Here is a 20,981-nt window from a genome sequence, read left to right as displayed (position 1 = left end):
CAAGAATATCTCGAACATCATCGTAATCCATCTAACTTGGATAATGATAATATTATTTTGGAATAAGAATTTCATTCTTTACATTTTTTTTGAACCTATGGATTTTCAATCCATAGTGGTTTAGTTTTAAATAGTGTTCCAATATTTATATATCGATTAATGATCAAACAAAAATTCAGTATTGATATAGGTCTGAGCTCCTTTGTTTTATTAATTTCATTAGGATTGTTTTTTATGATTTTAAGTGAAATATTTAAAATATCTCAAACAATAAAAAAAGAAAACGATTTAACAGTTTAATATGGCAATTATAATAAATCTTGACGTAATGCTTGCTAAGCGAAAAATGAAAAGTATGGAGTTAGCCAATAAAGTTGGAATTACAAGAGCTAATCTTTCTATTCTAAAATCGGGTAAAGCAAAAGCAATTCGGTTTTCTACCTTAGAAGCGGTATGTAAAGCATTAGATTGTCAACCTGGTAATATTTTAGAGTATGTACAAGATTAAACTAGCTTTGTAAGTTGATAATTTTTAAAAGCAAATGTAGTTCTTAAATAAACCAAACTTTTATTTATCCCTTATTTTATAATTAGATATACAATTCCTGCAATTATAAAAATTACAATAATGATTAAATATTGCCAAATATCAACAAAATAGCGTGAATATTTTTTCCAAAGGTTTTTCATTTTTAGTTAGTTTTATTTAAAACGGCAAGTTAGACAAATCTACATTGCCACCTGATAAAATAACACCCACTTTTTTATCTTTAAAAAGTTCCTTATTTTTTAAAATCGCAGCAAAAGCCACTGCTGAAGAGGGTTCAATTATAATTTTTAAACGCTCCCAAACTAATTTCATAGCGGTTATTATTTCATCTTCAGAAACACGTATTATTTCAGAAACATAGTTTTGTATAATAGGAAAAGTATTACTTCCTAATTGAGTTCTAAGTCCGTCAGCAATGGTATTAGTAGTTTTATTACTTTCAATTTTACCACTTTTTAATGAACGATAAGCATCATCGGCTTCAAATGGTTCTCCTGCATAAATTTTACAATTATTTCCAAAAAAGTGAGCTGATAATGCAGTTCCACTTAGTAAACCTCCACCTCCAACCGGAGCAATAATTGCTTCTAAATTGGGCTGTTCTTTTAACAATTCTAAAGCAGCAGTTCCTTGCCCAATAATTACAGGAATATCATTTGAAGGGTGAATAAAAGTCGCTTCTTTTTCTTTGATAACTTCGGCTGCTTTTAACTCTCTGGCAATTGGCGTAGAATCACTTTCAATTATAATTCCGCCATAGCCCAAAACGGCATCTTTTTTAACTTTTGGGGCATTTTTTGGCATTACAATATAAGCAGTAATTCCTAACATTTTTGCGGAAAGAGCTACTGCCTGAGCAAAATTTCCAGAAGAATGAGTGACTACACCTTTAGCTTTTTGTTCATCAGAAAGTTGAAGTATTGCATTTAAAGCACCACGCATTTTAAAAGCTCCCATTTTTTGAAAGTTTTCACATTTAAAAAATAAATTGCAATCAGAAATTTCATCTAATAAATGTGAAGTTAAAATTGGCGTATTATGGATATAATGTGTAATTCGTTGTTGTGCTTTAAGTAATTCGCTTTTATAATTCATTTAAAAAATAATTAACAAATAAAAGTACTATTAATTTCATTTAAAGCTCTATTTTTGAGTGTTAAATAATGTTTTATGAGTAGAAATAACCTGAATATAAATTCAAAACTACCAGAGATTCCAACTTCAATTTTTGCTATAATGAGTGGTTTAGCAACTAAAGAAAACGCACTAAATTTATCGCAAGGTTTTCCTGATTTTAAAAGTGATGCTAAACTAATTGAATTGGTAAATAAAGCTATGATTAATGGCTACAATCAATACGCACCAATGCCTGGTGTTTTTAGTTTGCGAGAAGCTATTGCTGAAAAATTTGACAAATTATATCAAACAACATACAATCCAGATACTGAAATTACCATTACTGCTGGCGGTACACAAGCTATTTTTACTGCAATTACTGCCACAGTAAAAAAGGATGATGAAGTTATTATTTTTAAACCCGCTTATGATTGTTACGAGCCTACCGTTGAATTAGTTGGTGGCAAACCCATTTCGGTGCAGTTAAATCCTGAAAATTTTAAAATAAATTGGGAAGAAGTTAAAAGCTTAATAACGAGCAAAACCAGAATGGTGATTATTAATTCGCCTCATAATCCTTCAGGGAAAGTTTTATCGAAAGAAGACATGCAACAATTAGAAAATCTTTTAAAAAACACTAATATTTTATTGATTAGTGATGAGGTTTATGAGCATATTATTTTTGATCATCTAATTCACGAATCGGCATGTTTGTATCCAAATTTAAAAGAACGGACTTTTATTATTGCTTCCTTCGGAAAAACGTTTCATAATACAGGATGGAAAATGGGTTATTGTGCAGCACCAGCTTATTTAACCGCTGAATTTAGAAAAGTACACCAGTTTAATGTGTTTTGCGTAAATCATCCTATACAAATTGCGTTGGCAACGTATTTAAAAAACGAGCAACATTATTTGAACTTAGGCACTTTTTATCAGCAAAAAAGAGATTTCTTTTTAAATTTAATGAAAGAATCTAGGTTTGAATTTACACCTTCTTCAGGAACCTATTTTCAATTGTTAAACTATAAAAATATTACCGATGAAAACGATTTTAAATTTGCTAAAAGGTTAACTATTGAAAATAAAATAGCCACTATACCAATATCTGTTTTTAATGAACAAAATTTAGACACCAAAGTGTTGCGAGTTTGTTTTGCTAAATCAGAAGAAACCTTACAAAAAGCAGCGGAAATATTATGCAAAATTTAAAAGTAGCTTTTATACAATCTGATTTAGTTTGGCATAATGCTGAAGAAAATCGAAATAATTTTTCTCAAAAAATAAATCATATTAATGAAGAAGTTGATTTGATTATTTTACCTGAAATGTTCACCACAGGATTTAGTATGCATCCTAAAAATATTTCAGAAAATGTGAATGGAAAAACTATTAATTGGATGAAGAAAGTGGCTTCTTCAAAAAATACTGCAATAACAGGAAGTATTATTATTGAAGAAAATGACAGCTATTTTAATCGATTGTTATTTGTACATCCTTCAGGAAAGATTGAAACGTATAATAAACGACATTTATTTAGCTTGGCAGGTGAAGAAAAAGTGTACACGGCAGGAACAAAAAAGAAGATTTTTAATTTAAAAGGATGGAAAATTTGTCCTCAAATTTGTTACGATTTACGTTTTCCTGTTTTTTCAAGAAATACTGAAGATTACGATTTACTTTTTTACATTGCAAATTGGCCTAATCAGAGGATAATAGCTTGGGATGCACTGTTAAAAGCACGAGCAATTGAAAATATGAGTTATGTAATTGGGGTAAATAGAGTTGGAAAAGATGCCAATAATTTTGAATATAGTGGACATTCTGTAGCTTTTGATGGTTTAGGAGAGCTAATTGGAAATGTAATACCTTATAAAGAAGAAACTATTATTGTAAATTTAAATAAAGAAGAGTTATTTGCAACACGTAAAAAATTAAATTTTTTATCAGATAAAGATAATTTTACACTACAACTGCCGATTTAATTTCAGTTACTACCTTTTTAAAAAGTTTTTCAAATTCCATAGAACTTGCTTTTATAGGTTTGTGAACATCATAAGTTAAATGCACACCAATTTCCATTGGAAAACCACCATATTTTAAAAATTTCCATGAGTTATTAATGGTTACAGGCACAACATAAGCTGAGGGAGCACTTTTTACTAACACTTTAAGTCCATTTTCAGAAAATCGTTTTGGAACACCATCTCTGCTTCTGGTTCCTTCAGGAAAAATAACGGCAGTATAATTATTCTTTTCAATATATTTCCCAAAATTAATAATGGCTCGTAAAGATTGTTTAGAATCTTTTCTGTCAATTAAGCATGAACCTCCTAATCTTAAATTAATAGAAACACTAGGAATTCCTTTCCCTAATTCTTTTTTAGAAACAAATTTTGGATGGTATTTTCTTAAAAACCAGAAGTAAGGCGGAATGTCATTCATACTTTGGTGATTAGAAACAACTATTAAAGGAACATTTTTCGGAAGTTTATATTTATTATTAAAACTTATTTTAGTCCCTAAAATATACAAACAGCCAGTAACAAAAAAGTTAAGCCAATCTACAGTTATTTTATGCCATTTATAACCTCCTAATTTAAAAGCAATCCACTGAATTGGATGCAGAACTACTAAAACTAATCCAAAAAACAAATAATAGAGTATTGTTAAAGGATAAGCAAGTATTTTTTTCATAATAAAATTAGAGTGTTATCTAAAAAAATTAATTTGAAAACCAATTATGCCAAGGAATTACTCCTAATATTAAAATTAAAGCAATAAAATAATAAATAAAAATAGTTTTAAATTTTGAGTTATCAGTTGTTTTCTTTTTATGTTTTGAAAACCCAATAGTAATAAGTGCAATAGCAATTAAAACCCCAATAGGATGCTCAACTAAATGCTTGCGTAAAGCACTATTTTTCATTACATAACCCATTCCATGAGATTGCATAGCTTGGAAATAGGTAGAAGTAAAATAAGCTATAATTCCTAAAATTAATTGAATATGAGCAGCAATTAAGGCAAATAAAGAAATGCGTAAATCTTTTGCTTTAAAATCTTTTTTAGTAAGTAATCCAATCAATGCATTTAAAACAGCAGCAATAAGAACAATAAGAACTAAGTAAGCCCAATACGAGTGAACCATTTTTATCATAATAGTTTGTTTTTTTAGTTGAGGCAAAAATAATAAAATAAAAATTGTAATCATTTTATTATCGTTTTTAATTTTAAATTAATTAAAAGGAAACCCATTTAGTTTTTATTTGTGCTAATAAAATAAATTTTAACACCATAATAATATTAAAATTCTTAATTTTGATGTCCAATTTAATTTAAAACAATTAGACTATTGTGAAAAAACTACTTTATACCCTACTCTTTATTTTATTCGTAACTCCTTTTTACGGACAAATACAATCCTATTATAACGGTTTAGACCTCAATAAAACAGGAATGTCTTTATTTAATGAATTAGCCACCAGAATACAATCTACACATTCAGGAATACCATATACAGGTTCACCAGTTGATGTTTGGGATGCTTGTAAAGCAGGCGATGAAGATCCTGATATTTCTACAAATGTATTATTAATTTACGGCTTTGATGATACTGATGGTGATGTAACAACAGATAGAACACGACTTAAAACTTTACAAGATGACGGAAGCACTGGAACAGGTGTTTGGAATAGAGAACATGTATTTGCAAAATCATTAGCTGTGCCAGTACTAACAACTACAGACCCTGGCCCAGGTACAGACGTTTATAATTTACATGCCGTTGACAGGAGTAGAAATTCCTCTAGAAGTAATAGAAAATTTACAGATGGTAGCGGAACGCCATCTTATATAGCAAGTAATGGTGGATGGTTTCCAGGTGATGAATGGAAAGGTGATGTTGCACGTTCTGTGATGTACATGTATATGGAATATCATGGTGATGGTTCTCAAGTTTCACAAACTCAATGTTTTCCAACCTATGTTGGTTTTGGAACGGTAAATAATATAGATCCAAAAATGATTGATTTGTTTTTGCAATGGAATGTAGAAGATCCTGTTTCTCCTTTTGAAACAAAAAGAAATGAAACATTAGCAAATATTCAGCACAACAGAAATCCATTTATTGATAATCCTTATTTAGCCACCTTAATTTGGGGAGGTTTAACCGCAGAAGATAAATGGAATATGGGCGGAAGTTCTGATACAGAAGCACCTACAACTCCAACTAATTTAGTAGCTTCGAATGTTACTGATACTTCTTTTGACGTAACTTGGACAGCTTCAACAGATAATGTTGATGTTTATGATTATCTTATTTATTTAGACGGCACTTATTTGCAAACAGCTACTACAACCTCAACAAGTTTAACCAATTTAAGTCCAAATACAAGTTATAATGTAACACTTAAAGCTAGAGATGCGGCTTCTAATTTATCTGCGGAAAGCAGTGCGGTAAATGTTACTACTTTATTAGGCCCTAAAATCTTATTTGTTGAAGATTTTGAAGATTGTGCAAATACTAAATTCTTTGCATATAGTGAAGCAAGTAATAAAGATTGGACTTGTTCACCTCAATTTGGTGAAAATAATTCGGGCTCTTATGGAATTAATGGATATCAAGAAGATGTACCAAGTAAAGATTGGTTAATCACTACAAATCCTATTGATTTTGATACCGATACAGGAGAAAAAATAAGTTTTTATACCGATGCAGCTTATGGAAATTCACCTTTAGTGTTGGTTTATTCAACTAATTATGATGGAGCTAGTAATCCTGCAAATTATACGTGGATTTCAGTTCCAAATGTTACAATTCCTATAAAATCTAATACTAGTAGTACTGAAGAGGTTTTTACATTTTCTGATATAGATATTAGTTCAATTACAGGAACGGTTTATTTTGCATTTAAATATTATACCGAAGGAACAGCTCCTACTCGATGGACTGTTGATAGCTTTAAAATAACAGCAGATAGACCAAATGGTGATAGTGATAATGATGGAGTTCTAGATGCAGATGATTTATGCCCAAATACACCAGCCGGAGCAACAGTAGATGCCAACGGTTGTTCAAACGGACAATTAGATGATGATAATGATGGTGTTCAAAATAGTGATGATGTTTGTGCCAATACACCAGCAGGAGAAACTGTTGATGCAACAGGTTGTTCATCTAGTCAATTAGATGATGATAATGATGGCGTTATGAATAACGTTGATCAATGTCCGAACACGCCAGCAGGAGCATCAGTAGATGCAAATGGTTGTTCAAACGGACAATTAGATGATGATAATGATGGAGTTCAAAATAGTGATGATATTTGTGCGAATACACCAGCAGGAGAAACTGTTGATGCAACAGGTTGTTCGGATAGTCAGTTAGATGATGATAATGATGGCGTTATGAATAATGTGGATCAATGTCCGAACACGCCAGCAGGAGCAACAGTAGATGCCAATGGTTGCTCAAATGGTCAATTAGATGATGATAATGATGGAGTACAAAACAGTGATGATGTTTGTGCGAATACACCAGTAGGAGAAACGGTAGATGCGACAGGTTGTTCAGATAGCCAATTAGATGATGATAATGATGGTGTTATGAATAATATTGATCAATGTTCAAATACACCAACAGGAGAAACTGTAGATGCCAACGGTTGTTCGTCTAGTCAATTAGATGATGATAATGATGGCATTATGAATAATGTTGATTTATGCCCAAACACCACAGCCGGAGCAACGGTTGATGCAACGGGATGTTTTATGTTACCACAAAATAATTTCAACATCCAAGTAACCAGTGAAACTTGTCCAACTAAAAATAATGGACAACTAAGTATTACCGCCAATGAAACGTATGATTATACCACAACTATTAATGGTGCAGATTACACGTTCACTAATGCAAGTCCGCTTACGGTTACCGATTTACCTCCAAATACATATAATATATGTATTGCAATAACAGGAGAAAGTTACCAACAATGTTTTGTAGTTGAAGTAATAGCTGGAACTACAGTTTCAGGAAAATCGAGCGTAAAAGAAAACAAAGCAACCGTTGAAATAGAAAAAGGTACAGCACCTTATAAAGTATTTGTTAACGGGAAAGAAGTTTTAGATACTAGTGCTCCTGTATTTACTGTAAATGTAAAACATGGTGATTTACTAGAAGTAAAAACGGCAAAAACCTGTGAAGGAATATATTCAAAAGCAATTGAGTTGTTGAATGATTTTGTAGTATATCCAAACCCAAGTAGTGGAGCTTTTGAAATAGCAATGCCTATAGCAGAAAAACAAGTAGTAATTTCAATATATAACATACAGTCGCAATTAATAAGTCAAAGAAATTATCCTGTAAATTATGGTAAAGTAAACTTAGATATAAGCAACCAACCTACAGGAATTTATATTGCAAAAATACATTTAAACAAACCAGTTACATTAAAAATAGTTAAAGAATAATAAAACTAAAAAAACAGATGTCATGCTGAACTCGTTTCAGCATCTCATAAAAAATATATTTATAAAATTATACCATGAAAAAAATACTTTATTCAATAGCGTTAACAACAATATTATGGTCTTGTGGTGGAGGCGGAGATAATCCTCCTGCTCCAACCAATAAAGCACCTGCTACGCCAACACTAACTTACCCTACCAACAATTTATTGTGTATTAATAATCAGTTAGATTTTCAATATTCATCTACCGATCCAGATGGAGATGCTATAACGTATCAAATACAAATAGCAACGGATAATACTTTTACTAATATTGTACAAACACAAACCGCTACAACAACGAGTAAAACTATAACCTTAGATAAAGGTATTGCTTATTACTGGAGAGTAAAAGCTACAGATAGTAAAAATGCATCTAGTAGTTATTCAAGCATATTTAACTTTTATACAGAAGGAGATGGTATTACCAATTATATCCCATTTGCTCCAGAACTGGTAAGTCCGGCATTAAATGCTGCAGTAACCACTACTACAGCAACCTTACAGTGGAATGGTAGTGATGCTGATACTTCAGATACTTTAACTTACGATGTATATTTTGATACGGTAAATCCGCCAACAACTAAAGTTAGTGCAGACCAAACACCAAGTAGTTATACAACTGCAACACTAAGTGCTACTACCACTTATTATTGGAAAGTTGTGGTAAAAGATAACCAAGGTGGACAAACTATTGGACAAATTTGGAATTTTAAAACGGATTAAACAGTCTGTTACTTAATTGATTAAAATTTAAGCGAAAAATTTAGTTTTTCGCTTTTTTTTGTACTTTTTTTTGTTAATTAGAAAAAAATTGTAATTTGCACAGATGTTAATCAATACTATATAAGAAAATATGAAAAAATTATTAAGCGTTATTTTTGTACTTTTTGTTGGTACTGTTATGATGGCTCAAACCGCTATTACAGGAACAGTAAAAGACGCAAAAACAGATCAACCAATTCCAGGAGCTAACATTAAAGTTGTAGGTAAACCAATTGGGGCTACAGCAGATTTTGATGGAAACTTTTCATTAAAAGTTAATCAAAATCCACCTTTTACTTTAAGGGTTTCATTAATTGGGTATTCTTCAGTTAATGTAGAAATAACTCAATCCAACCAAAAGGCAGCTATTAAATTAGTAGAAGAAGCTACTGCTTTGGACGAAATAATTATTTCTGCATCAAGAACACCTGAGCGGTTATTAGAATCACCAGTATCAGTTGAACATTTAGATGTTAGAGCAATACGAAACACATCTTCTCCATCTTTTTATGATGGCCTAGAAAATTTAAAAGGTGTTGATGTTAATACAAGTAGTTTAACCTTTAAATCTATTAATACTCGTGGTTTTGCAGCTTTTTCAAACTCAAGATTTATGCAACTGGTTGATGGTATGGATAATTCTTCCCCTGCTTTAAATTTTAATTTAGGAAACTTGTTGGGTATGTCGGAATTAGATGTTAAATCAGTTGAATTATTACCAGGAGCTTCTTCCGCCTTATACGGTGCAAATGCTTTTAATGGAATTTTATTTATGACCAGTAAAAGTCCATTTGATTATCCAGGAGTTAGTGTATATGTAAAAACAGGCTTAACCTCACAAAAAGCAGCAGGTGATAGAAATTATACAGATACAGGAATACGAATGGCATATAAGTTTAGTGATAAATTTGCCGCTAAAGCTAATTTTTCTTTCTTGAAAGGTACAGATTGGTATGCAACAGATTATAGAGATTATAGCAATCCAGCTTTAACTAGGAATAACCCTGGATATGATGGTTTAAACATCTATGGAGATGAAGTTGCAACAACTTTAAATTTTGATCAATTAAGTGGTTTACCTTCGGGAACTTTAGGATCTACTTACGTTTCTAGAACAGGGTATAAAGAAGTAGATCTAATGGATTATGTTGCACAGAGTGTAAAAGCAGATATGGCTTTACATTATAGACCTTTTGATAATGATATTGAATTTATTTATAGTGCAAAATTTGGAAAAGGGAATACTATTTATCAAGGAGCAAATAGATATAGCCTAAAAAACTTTTTTATGCAACAACATAAATTTGAAGTAAGAGGAGATAATTTCTTTGCTAGAATTTATACAACCTCTGAAGATGCTGGCGACTCTTATGACAGTCGTTTTGCAGCCATTAACTTAAATAGAAGCTGGAAATCAGATACACAATGGTTTACAGAATATGCTCAAACTTATATTGGTGCTCGTTTAGGTCTAATTCCAGGTTTACCAATTATGGATGATACTTCAGCACAGGCTATAGCAAGGCAAGTTGCACAAACAGGAGCTTTAGTTCCAGGAACAGCTGCTTTTAAAAATGCTTTTAATACCGTAATTAATGATCCAAATTTAGCAACTGGAGCTAAATTTAAAGATAATACAAAAATTTATCATTCAGATGTAAATTACAATTTCAAAAATTTAATCGATTTTGCAGATATCCAAATTGGAGGATCTTGGAGAGAATATTCTTTAAATTCTTCAGGAACTATTTTTACAGATTATAATGGCCCGATCAACTATAATGAATATGGAGCATATATGCAAGTTCAAAAGAAATTTGTAGATGATCGATTAAAATTTACAGGTTCTATTCGTTATGATAAAGCTAAAAATTTCGATGGAAATTATTCTCCAAGAGTATCTATTTCTTATTCATTAGGAGAAAATAAAACACGTAATTTAAGAGCATCTTTTCAAACAGGATTTAGAAATCCAACTACTCAAGATCAATATATTGGTTTAGATGTTGGGCGAGCCATTTTAGTAGGTTCTGCACCTGATAACTTAGATAGATATACAACAAATCCATTATTAGTTTCAAGTACGGGTCAGTTATTTAATGGAGGAGCTAGTACTGTTTCATTATCTGGTAGAGCGGCTTATGATAATTCATTTACCTTAGCTTCTGTAAAAGCGGGAGCCCCTGAAAAAGCAAATATTGCCTTAATAAAACCAGAAAAAATTTCTGCTTTTGAAGTAGGGTATAGAGCAGGTTTTGGTAGCTTTATGTTAGATGCAAGTGCTTATTACAATGAATATAAAGATTTTATTGGTGTAAAAACAGTAATAGTACCTTATTATGGACAAGCTAATTTTTCAGATTATGATCCAAATACTATGCCAGCCCCACCAGCAGCAATTGCTCTAAGCGCAGGAGATTATAAACCATTTCAAGTTTATACCAATTCACCAGCAGATATTACTTCTTATGGAGCAACTATTGGCATGTCTTCAAAAGTCTTTGACCATTTTAATTTTGGTATTAATTATACCTTTGCTAAATTTGATTTTAATCAAAGTTCTGATCCAGATTATGAGGCTAGTTTTAATACCCCAGAACACAAAGTAAAAGTATCTTTTGGTAGTAATAACTTATTTAAAAATTTAGGATTTAAAGTAAATTATAGATGGAGTGATAAATATTTATGGGAAGCTACTTTTGCTGATGGTACAGTTGCACCTCGAAGTGTAGTAGATGCACAAATTAATTATACGGTATCAAGTATTAAATCGATATTTAAAATTGGAGGAGCTAATATAGCAGGTAAAGAATATGTAAGTGCACCAGGTGTTGGGCAAGTTGGTTCTCTATATTATGTATCTTGGACTATTAATCCATAAAAATCAGAATTAAAAAATAACATTATAAATTATGAAAAAAATATTTATTATACTTACAATAATCTTATTTACAGTTTCTTGTCAAAATGAAGATTATTTAGTGAAGCCAAGATTGGTTGAAACACCACAAGTTTCTGAAACTCCAGTAACTTATACAAGTGGGTCTGCCGATTTTTCAAACTATGTTTCTGTTGGGAATTCTTTAACTGCAGGTTACTCAGATGGAGCTTTATTTATTGAAGGACAAGAAAATTCATATCCAAATATTTTAGCTAATCAATTTTCTTTAGCTGGAGGAGGTAGTTTTACACAACCATTAATGGATGATAACTTAGGAGGGTTACTTCTTGGAGGACAACAAATTACTTCTAATAGATTAATTTTGTCTTTTGCGTCAGGAAGCCCTTCACCAGTTCCAGTTTCAGGAACTCCTTCTACGGAAGTAAGTAATATAAAACCAGGCCCTTATAATAATATGGGAGTTCCTGGTGCTAAAATATTTCATTTGTTAGCCCCTGGATATGGTAATGTTGCGGGTGTTGCTTCAGGAGCAGCAAATCCATTTTTTGCAAGAATGGCTTCAAGTTCAAACGCTACTGTTATTGGCGATGCTGTTTCAGAAAACGGAAGTTTTTTCTCACTATGGATTGGAGCTAATGATATATTAGGATTTGCCGCATCAGGCGGAGATGGAGTAGATCAAATAGGTAATTTAGATGCTGCAACTTATGGCTCTAATGATATTACTGATCCACAAGTATTTATGGGAGCTTATAATGCATTATTACAAAATTTAACTTCAACAGGTGCAAAAGGAATTGTAGTAAATTTACCAAGTATCACTACAATCCCTTATTTTACAACGGTTCCATATAATGCTATTCCTTTAGATGCTGCTACTGCAGCAGCTGTAAATCAAGGTTATGCTCCATATAATGGAGGAATTCAACAAGCTTTAGCAGCTCTAAGTGGTTTAGGTTTATTTACTGCTGAAGAAGCGGCTAAAAGAACAATTAATTTTACTACTGGACAAAATGCAGTTGTTATTATTGATGAAGATTTAACTGATTTAGGAGCTATAAATCCAGCGTTTGCTGCTTTACCAAAGTACAGGCAAGCAACTGCTGAAGATTTATTAGTATTAACATCTAGAACTTTTTTGGGGACTATGGTAGGTGGAAATCCTCAATTAATTAATGGAGTTTCAGTTCCTTTAGCTGATAAATGGGTATTAACTCCTCAAGAGCAAACGGCTGTTTCAACAGCTAGAACAGCATATAACCAAACCATTGAAAATTTTGCTACCCAGTACGATTTGGCATTTTTTGATGCAAATGCTTTAATGCAACAAATGCTTACAACTGGAATTACAGAAAATGGCATAACCTCCACAGCTGTTTACGCAACTGGAGGTGGATTTTCTTTAGATGGCGTACATCCATCACCAAGAGGATATTCCATTATAGCCAATGGAATGATTGATGCTATTAATGCAAAATACGGTTCTAATTTACCAAAAGTTAATGTAGGTAATTACAAAGGACTTTATCTTAATTAACACAGATATAATTTAAATAGAAAAAACCCTCTTAGTTATTAGTTTAATCAAGAGGGTTTTTCTTATTTTTTTTTATAAAAGTTTTTCAATACAAAATCAAAAAACTATATTTGCACGATAAAAAAAACACGAACTCAATAAGATTAAATATCTAAATAATAAATAGTTAAAGTAATGGCAAAAGTTACAGGAAAAGTTGCACAAATTATCGGTCCAGTTATTGATGTTGAATTTAAATCAGAATCAGAACTACCAAGAATCTACGATTCTTTAGAAATTACACGAGAAGATGGCTCTGTTTTAGTATTAGAAGTTCAACAACACGTTGGTGAAGATACGGTAAGAACAATTGCAATGGATTCTACAGATGGGTTAAGTAGAGGCTATGAAGTTGTTGCCACAGGCAATGAAATTAAAATGCCAATTGGTAAAGATATCTATGGACGATTATTTAATGTAATTGGAGATGCTATTGATGGGTTAGGAAACCTACCTAAAACTGGGGATAATGGATTGCCAATCCACAGAGATCCACCAAAATTTGATGAATTATCAACTTCTACTGAAGTTTTATTCACAGGGATTAAAGTAGTAGATTTAATTGAACCTTATTTAAAAGGAGGTAAAATTGGTTTATTTGGAGGTGCTGGTGTAGGTAAAACAGTATTACTTATGGAGTTGATTAATAATATCGCTAAAGGTCACGGTGGTTTATCCGTTTTTGCAGGAGTAGGAGAAAGAACTCGTGAAGGGAATGACTTATTAAGAGAAATGTTAGAATCAGGTATTATTAAATATGGTGATGATTTTATGCATTCTATGGAAGAAGGTGGATGGGATTTATCAAAAGTAGATAAAGCAGGTATGAAAGAATCAAAAGCAACCTTTGTTTTTGGACAAATGAATGAACCTCCTGGAGCTCGTGCTCGTGTTGCTTTATCTGGATTAACTATAGCTGAATATTTCCGTGATGGAGCAGGTAAAGGTCAAGGAAAAGATGTACTTTTTTTTGTAGATAATATTTTCCGATTTACACAAGCAGGTTCAGAAGTATCAGCCTTATTAGGACGTATGCCTTCTGCAGTTGGTTACCAACCAACATTAGCAACAGAAATGGGTGAAATGCAGGAACGTATTACTTCAACTAAAAATGGTTCTATAACATCTGTACAAGCGGTTTACGTACCTGCAGATGATTTAACAGATCCAGCACCAGCAACTACATTTTCTCACTTGGATGCAACTACGGTATTATCTCGTAAAATTTCTGAGTTAGGTATTTATCCTGCGGTAGATCCTTTGGATTCTACTTCAAGAATTATGTCTCCTGAAATATTAGGAGAAGAACATTATAATTGTGCAACTAGAGTAAAAGAGTTGTTGCAACATTATAAAGAATTACAAGATATTATTGCTATTTTAGGAATGGATGAACTTTCTGAAGAAGATAAGTTAGCAGTTCATAGAGCACGTAGAGTGCAACGATTTTTATCGCAACCGTTTCATGTTGCAGAACAATTTACAGGAATTCCAGGGGTTTTAGTTGATATTAAAGACACTATTAAAGGATTTAATATGATTATGGATGGTGAATTAGATAAATATCCAGAAGCAGCATTTAACCTTAGAGGCTCTATACAAGATGCTATTGATGCAGGTGAAAAAATGTTAGCAGAAGCATAATTCAATTGACAATTTAAAAATTATGATTTTAGAAATAGTTTCACCAGAAGCAACTTTATTATCCTCAGAAGTAGATATTGTGTCTGTTCCAGGAATTAATGGTGAGTTTCAAATGTTAAATAATCATGCTCCAATAGTTTCTTTGTTGGTGAAAGGTAATGTTAAGTTTAAAGGTTCAAAGATTACTATTGACCAAGAATTTGAAAATCAGTTCACAATCTCAAAAGACGAATATACACTACCTATTAAAAGTGGTACTATTGAAATGAAAGAAAATAAAGTTATTATTTTAGCTGACTAATAAATAGGTTGTATATCCGTCATTCTGAACCTGCCAGCAGCAGGCGGGCTTGTTTCAGAATCTCATGATGATTATAAATCAACATAATAAAGTGAGACCCTGAAATAAATTCAGGATGATGTGTTAACCATATGATTGAAAACAGATATACATTAAATAAGTTACTTAATATTATATAAAAAAATCCTTAGAAATTATTCTAAGGATTTTTTTATGTTTTAAATTAAAGTTCTTTTAAGAAAATAACTTCACAATATCGTTTCCGTTAGCAAGTAATAGTAATGCAATCAATAGTATAAATCCTGTAATTTGAGCATATTCTAAAAATTTATCACTTGGTTTTCTTCCAGTAATTATTTCATATAAAGTAAACATTACATGACCACCATCTAAAGCAGGAATAGGAAGCAGGTTCATAAACCCAAGCATAATAGATAAAAAGGCAGTTATATTCCAAAAGGCTTGCCAACTCCAAGTAGATGGAAATATATTACCTATAGCAATAAAACCACCAATACTAGTTGCTCCTTTTTTGGTAAACACATATTTAAATTGTTTTACGTAGTCTTTCAATTTCCAAATTGCTAATGAATTTCCTTTAGGAATACTTTCTAAAAATGAATAGTTTTTATGTTGTATATTAATTGCATTTGAAGTATTCCAAGTAACTCCAATTTTACCTTTTTTATCTGGATTAAAAGTGACACTTTTTTCTTTGCCGTTTCTTTTGAACTTAAGTGTTATTTTATTTTTAGAATTAATATCAAAATTTTTAATTTGATACGTATAGGAAATAGGTATATTATTAAAAGCAAGAATTTTGTCTCCTTTTATAAGCCCCGCTTTTTCAGCAGGGTAATTTGGAATAACAGAATCTATAACCGCTGGAATTCTAGGTTCAAAAGGAGTCATAATCCCTTTTTGCCACATTATTTCACCTATATTTTCTGGAATTTTAATAGTTTCTTCTTCACCGTTTTCATGTAAAACATCTAAGGTTTTTAAATTTCTTAGAAATAAAAACATGTTAACATCAGTAACATCGGAAGGTGTTTTACCATTAAATTTTAAAATTTTGTCACCATCTTTAAATCCGTAATCTTTAAATACTTGGTTTACGGTAAATCCTTGTTTAACATCTAAAGGTTTTATAAAGTCTGCTCCCCAAACAAAGGTTATCATAATGTAAATTAGAATTCCTAAAATAAAATTCATAAGTACACCACCTAACATAATTATCAGTCTTTGCCAAGCAGGTTTTGATCTAAATTCCCAAGGTTGTGCAGGTTGTTTTAGTTGCTCGGTGTCCATGCTTTCATCAATCATACCCGCTATTTTAACATAACCACCTAACGGAATCCAACCAATACCATAAACAGTTTCTCCAATTTTCTTTTTAAAAATAGAAAATTTATAATCAAAAAATAAGTAGAATTTTTCTACTCTTGTTTTAAATATTTTTGCAGGTATAAAATGTCCTAATTCGTGTAAAACAATTAAAAATGATAAGCTTAATATAAATTGGGTTGCTTTTATTACAATATCCATAAATGTTATTCAAATTACTAAAATCGCACAAATGTACGTTTTTAAATACAGTTGTAAAAGCAGATAAATTAAGTAATTAGATTATTTAACAAAGTTTTAGAATAGATAGAGTTTTTCCAGTAAAAGCATTATAAAATTTTGGGGAGTTACTTTCTTTAAAAAATAAAATAGCTTACTATTAATATTAAAATAATTATAAATGAGATTGTAATTATTTTTTTTTGATGCGAAGGAAAAGTGTTTGTATAGTAAAGACCATAAAAAAATATTGGAGGGATAATAATCAATTGCGTTAATAGCATTTTATCATTATACCATTTATCATTTCTATTCATAGTTTATTTATTTTATTTTTAAAATAATCATTATAAAAAGTACTAATTTTAACAATGTTAAAATTAGTACTTTTTCAATAGTTTATGATTCATAGGTTATACCATCACCACCCAATTGCCCAGACATATTAACAAAATTAATACCTCCCCAAAGTTCTATCCAAATAAACCCCCCATTAGTTTCCTTAATTTCATTCGCATTCATTTCTAGAACACCATAATTTTCTAAATTTTTCATTTTTTAAAATTTAAAGTTAAACATTTTGTTTTTGTCCTTAAACTTTTATAGAGTAAAATTGTGTACACTTTAAAAAGATTACTTCACTAAAGTTTGTAATGACGGTTTAAAACAATATACTACGTCTAGTATTCTGTTTTAATTTTGCTAAATTAATTTCCTCCACTCTAATTGCATTGGAGTAAAGAGTTTATTTTTAATTTTATAGCTAATTCCAATATTTAATTCTAACATTTTAACTAATAATACTAAATTTGTGGTCTAATTAAAAAATCATGGATTTAAAATTTTTTAAAAAATCAATTCCAACATTGGCTTTAATGGCGTTATTATCTGTTGGAATGATTTATGCCATTTATGCTGTTTTAACACCTAAAAAAAAATTACCTATTTACAATCCTGCGGATGTTAACCCAAAATTAGTGGATGAAAGTTTATGGCACATTCATCGCAATCATAAAGTTGCAGATTTTAAACTTATTAATCAAAATGGAGATACCATAACTCAAAAAGATTATGAAAATAAAATTTATGTGGCTGATTTCTTTTTTACGCGTTGTAAAACCATTTGCCCTATAATGACTAGCAACATGGAAAAAATACAACAAGTATTTTTAAAAGATGATGATGTAAAATTTTTATCTTTATCGGTAACTCCTGTAATTGATAGCGTTTCGGTTTTAAAAGATTATGCCATTCAAAAAGGAGTAATAGATTCAAAATGGAATGTTACCACTGGTAATAAAAAAGAAATTTATAATTTGGCTCGAAAAAGTTATTTTGTGGTAACTGACCAAGGCGATGGCGGATTACAAGATTTTATTCATACCGAAAATTTTGTACTGGTCGATAAAAATAAACAAATTAGAGGATTCTATGATGGTACTGATTTAAACGACATGAATAGGTTGATTTCAGATATAAAATTATTAAAAACACAACAATAGTTTTAATGATATTTATCATTGTTTAGAATGATTCTAATTTATTATATTTGCCATTATTAAGAATTATTATAAATAATGGGAAGTACTATAGCAGATTTGAAGATTGGAGAATGTGGAATTATTGAAGATTTTTCTTTAAATGCTATACCATTAAAGTTACTTGAAATGGGTTGTTTGCCCGGACAAGAAGTTGAGTTATTACAAGTTGCTCCTTTTAAAGATCCTTTATATATAAAAGTTAACGGAAGTTATTTAGCTATTAGAATTGAAACTGCTGAAAAAATTAATATTATAAGGCTGTAAATGAAAAAAAATAAAGTTGTTAAACTAGCCTTAGTTGGAAATCCAAATACAGGAAAAACTTCTTTATTTAATCAGCTAACAGGATTAAATCAAAAAGTAGGAAATTACCCAGGAATAACCGTTGATAAAAAATTAGGTAAATGTAAAATTTCAGAAGAACTTACAGCTGAAGTTATTGATTTACCAGGAACTTACAGTATAAATCCTTCAACTTTAGATGAAACCATAGTTTTAGACACCTTATTAAATAAAAATAATTCTTCTTTCCCAGATGTAGTGGTTGTAGTTGCCGAGGTAGAAAATCTAAAACGAAATTTATTATTATTTTCTCAAATTAAGGATTTAAAAATTCCGACTCTTTTAGTCATTAATATGAAAGACCAAATGCAACGCAAAGGTATTTCAATTGATATTGATAAATTAAAAGATGAATTAAAATCAGAAATTATTTTAATAAGTGCTCGAAAAAAATTAGGAATTGATAATCTTAAAAAAGAAATTTTAAATTATAAAAACTGGGATACCACCCCAATTGCTAATATTTCTGATAAAATTGATGCTGATTTTTTTAAAGAAGTAGAAAACATTTTTTCAGATTTTTCTTTGTATAAATCTTGGCTACTTATAACACAGCAACAACATTGTAATTTTTTAAATAAAGCAGAGCAAACAAAAATTAAAAAATTTACTGAGAACAAAGAGCAAATAAAAAGATATCAGCATAAAGAAACGATTTATAGGTATCAAAAAATAAATGAAATTTTAAAAAAGACATATTTGGTAGATAAATCTAAAGCTACTGATTTACGTAGCAAATTAGATAAAATTTTAACCCATAAAGTATTTGGATATGTATTTTTCGCTTTAGTGTTATTTCTTATTTTTCAATCTATTTTTTCTTGGGCAACGTTACCAATGGATTTTATTGATAAAATGTTTGTGGACTTAAAAGTTTTAGTTAAAAATAACTTACCAGCAGGAACTTTAACTAGTTTAATAACAGAAGGTATTATACCAGGTGTTGGAGGTGTTTTAATTTTTATTCCACAAATTACTATTTTGTTTGCTTTTATTTCTATTCTAGAAGAAACTGGCTATATGAGCCGAGTAGTTTTTTTAATGGATAAAATTATGCGTCGTTTTGGAATGGGAGGTAAAAGCATTATTCCATTAATTTCAGGAACAGCATGTGCTATACCAGCTATTATGGCATCTAGAAATATTAGTAATTGGAGAGAACGTTTAATTACAATATTAGTAGTTCCATTTACAACTTGTTCGGCTCGTTTACCAGTTTATGCCATATTGATTTCAATAATAATTCCACAAAAACATGTGTTAGGTATTTTTAATTTACAAGGATTAACCTTAATGGGATTGTATTTATTAGGTTTTACCGCTGCAATTTTATCTGCAATTTTGTTAAATTATGTATTAAAAATCAAGCATAAATCTTTGTTTGCAATTGAAATGCCTAACTACAAATTGCCTTCTGTTAAAAATATATTTTACACCGTTGTTGAAAAAGTAAAAGCATTTATAACAGGTGCAGGAAGTATAATTTTAGCAATTTCAATTGTATTGTGGTTTTTAGCATCTAATGGATCAACTAATTTTAAAAATGCAAAAGAAATTGTTTCAAATCAGAATAAAAATATAAACATTTCAAAAAAAGAATTACATAAAAAAATAGCATCTTACAAATTAGAGAATTCATATATTGGAATGATGGGAAAAACCATTGAACCAGTTATTAAACCCATGGGATATGATTGGAAAATAGGAATTGCTTTAATCAGTTCTTTTGCAGCTAGAGAAGTTTTTGTTGGTGCACTTGCTACTATCTATAATGTTGAAAGTGATAATAACAATACAAGTACTATAAAACAAAGAATGGCTAGTGAAATTAATCAACAAACAGGTAAAAAACGCTTTAATTTTGCTACGGGGATGTCTTTATTAATATTTTATGCCTTGGCGATGCAATGTATGGCAACTTTAGCTATTGTTAAACGGGAAACTAAAAGTTGGAAATGGCCAATTTTACAATTAATAGGAATGAGTACTTTAGCATATATTATTTCAGTTTTAACCTTTTCATTTTTAAACTAATGCAAGAAATTATAACATATATAGTATTAGCATTTGCTGTTGGATTTCTAGTCAAAAAATACCTTTTTAAATCGAATAAAAAAGGAGATTGTGGTCCAGATTGTAAATGCTAAAACCTAATTTTATTTTTTAAGC

Annotated in this window: 19 protein-coding genes; 14 read left to right on the top strand and 5 right to left on the bottom strand. The window is 30.4% G+C overall.

From position 1 onward, the window contains the following. Positions 1 to 159 precede the first annotated feature (159 nt). The gene (locus tag L3J60_RS04430; RefSeq protein ID WP_291974280.1) at positions 160 to 300 is read left to right on the top strand and encodes a DUF2975 domain-containing protein; all 141 of its coding nucleotides are present in this window, start codon (positions 160 to 162) and stop codon (positions 298 to 300) included. A gap of 1 nt (position 301) precedes the next feature. Continuing rightward, positions 302 to 508 (top strand): helix-turn-helix transcriptional regulator, encoded by a 207-nt coding sequence (locus L3J60_RS04425; RefSeq protein ID WP_291974279.1) that lies wholly within the window; start codon positions 302 to 304, stop codon positions 506 to 508. Between the two features lie 198 nt (positions 509 to 706). Here the strand turns inward: L3J60_RS04425 and L3J60_RS04420 are convergent, their stop codons facing one another. Beyond that, the gene (locus L3J60_RS04420; protein WP_291974278.1) at positions 707 to 1,645 is read right to left on the bottom strand and encodes a pyridoxal-phosphate dependent enzyme; all 939 of its coding nucleotides are present in this window, start codon (positions 1,643 to 1,645) and stop codon (positions 707 to 709) included. 90 nt (positions 1,646 to 1,735) lie between these two features. On the opposite strand from L3J60_RS04420, the gene L3J60_RS04415 reads away from it, so the two are divergent. Next, a complete protein-coding gene (locus tag L3J60_RS04415; RefSeq protein ID WP_291974284.1) occupies positions 1,736 to 2,878 on the top strand; it encodes a methionine aminotransferase in 1,143 nt (380 codons plus the stop codon). Beyond that, a complete protein-coding gene (locus tag L3J60_RS04410; protein WP_291974277.1) occupies positions 2,866 to 3,651 on the top strand; it encodes an amidohydrolase in 786 nt (261 codons plus the stop codon). The genes L3J60_RS04415 and L3J60_RS04410 overlap by 13 nt, the downstream gene beginning before the upstream one ends. Here L3J60_RS04410 and L3J60_RS04405 read toward each other — a convergent pair. Then, complete coding sequence (locus L3J60_RS04405) at positions 3,629 to 4,363, bottom strand: lysophospholipid acyltransferase family protein (RefSeq protein ID WP_291974276.1); 735 nt, start codon at positions 4,361 to 4,363, stop codon at positions 3,629 to 3,631. The two genes, L3J60_RS04410 and L3J60_RS04405, sit on opposite strands and share 23 nt — an antisense overlap. A 28-nt stretch (positions 4,364 to 4,391) precedes the next feature. Further along, positions 4,392 to 4,880: a hypothetical protein gene (locus L3J60_RS04400; protein WP_291974275.1), complete on the bottom strand. Its 489-nt coding sequence runs from the start codon at positions 4,878 to 4,880 to the stop codon at positions 4,392 to 4,394. A 143-nt stretch (positions 4,881 to 5,023) separates the two neighbouring features. Between L3J60_RS04400 and L3J60_RS04395 the strand changes: the two genes are divergently transcribed. The 6 genes from L3J60_RS04395 (at position 5,024) to L3J60_RS04370 (ending at position 15,363) form a co-directional block, all read left to right on the top strand. Next, positions 5,024 to 8,137 carry an endonuclease gene (locus L3J60_RS04395; RefSeq protein ID WP_291974274.1) on the top strand — a complete coding sequence of 1,038 codons (3,114 nt, stop codon included), beginning with the start codon at positions 5,024 to 5,026 and terminating at the stop codon, positions 8,135 to 8,137. Positions 8,138 to 8,211: 74 nt separating this feature from the next. Next, complete coding sequence (locus L3J60_RS04390) at positions 8,212 to 8,901, top strand: hypothetical protein (protein ID WP_291974273.1); 690 nt, start codon at positions 8,212 to 8,214, stop codon at positions 8,899 to 8,901. Between the two features lie 130 nt (positions 8,902 to 9,031). Then, on the top strand, positions 9,032 to 11,821 hold the full coding sequence (locus L3J60_RS04385; protein WP_291974272.1) for a TonB-dependent receptor: 2,790 nt from the start codon (positions 9,032 to 9,034) through the stop codon (positions 11,819 to 11,821). 31 nt (positions 11,822 to 11,852) lie between these two features. Next, positions 11,853 to 13,379 carry a G-D-S-L family lipolytic protein gene (locus tag L3J60_RS04380; RefSeq protein WP_291974271.1) on the top strand — a complete coding sequence of 509 codons (1,527 nt, stop codon included), beginning with the start codon at positions 11,853 to 11,855 and terminating at the stop codon, positions 13,377 to 13,379. Between the two features lie 174 nt (positions 13,380 to 13,553). Beyond that, entirely contained in the window at positions 13,554 to 15,062 is a 1,509-nt protein-coding gene (gene atpD, locus L3J60_RS04375; RefSeq protein ID WP_291974270.1) for a F0F1 ATP synthase subunit beta, read from the top strand. 22 nt (positions 15,063 to 15,084) lie between these two features. After that, positions 15,085 to 15,363, top strand: coding sequence for a F0F1 ATP synthase subunit epsilon (locus L3J60_RS04370; RefSeq protein ID WP_291974269.1), 279 nt, complete (start codon positions 15,085 to 15,087; stop codon positions 15,361 to 15,363). 234 nt (positions 15,364 to 15,597) lie between these two features. On the opposite strand, the gene rseP is transcribed toward L3J60_RS04370, so the two are convergent. Continuing rightward, positions 15,598 to 16,911, bottom strand: coding sequence for an RIP metalloprotease RseP (gene rseP / locus L3J60_RS04365; RefSeq protein ID WP_291974268.1), 1,314 nt, complete (start codon positions 16,909 to 16,911; stop codon positions 15,598 to 15,600). Positions 16,912 to 17,328: 417 nt separating this feature from the next. After that, entirely contained in the window at positions 17,329 to 17,484 is a 156-nt protein-coding gene (locus L3J60_RS04360; RefSeq protein ID WP_291974267.1) for a hypothetical protein, read from the bottom strand. Between the two features lie 275 nt (positions 17,485 to 17,759). On the opposite strand from L3J60_RS04360, the gene L3J60_RS04355 reads away from it, so the two are divergent. The 4 genes from L3J60_RS04355 to L3J60_RS04340 all read left to right on the top strand — a co-directional run bounded on the left by L3J60_RS04355 (position 17,760) and on the right by L3J60_RS04340 (position 20,959). Continuing rightward, complete coding sequence (locus tag L3J60_RS04355) at positions 17,760 to 18,431, top strand: SCO family protein (protein WP_291974266.1); 672 nt, start codon at positions 17,760 to 17,762, stop codon at positions 18,429 to 18,431. A 75-nt stretch (positions 18,432 to 18,506) separates the two neighbouring features. Then, entirely contained in the window at positions 18,507 to 18,734 is a 228-nt protein-coding gene (locus tag L3J60_RS04350) for a FeoA family protein (protein WP_291974265.1), read from the top strand. Continuing rightward, a complete protein-coding gene (gene feoB, locus L3J60_RS04345) occupies positions 18,735 to 20,846 on the top strand; it encodes a ferrous iron transport protein B (RefSeq protein ID WP_291974264.1) in 2,112 nt (703 codons plus the stop codon). Continuing rightward, positions 20,846 to 20,959: a FeoB-associated Cys-rich membrane protein gene (locus L3J60_RS04340; protein WP_291974263.1), complete on the top strand. Its 114-nt coding sequence runs from the start codon at positions 20,846 to 20,848 to the stop codon at positions 20,957 to 20,959. Before feoB ends, L3J60_RS04340 begins: the two co-directional genes overlap by 1 nt. Positions 20,960 to 20,981: the final 22 nt, after the last annotated feature.

Origin of the sequence: Lutibacter sp. (assembly GCF_021647475.1) — a bacterium.
Lineage (GTDB): Bacteria > Bacteroidota > Bacteroidia > Flavobacteriales > Flavobacteriaceae > Lutibacter.
Note: the sequence above shows the minus strand (reverse complement) of the source record. Positions and strands in the feature narration are given on the sequence as shown.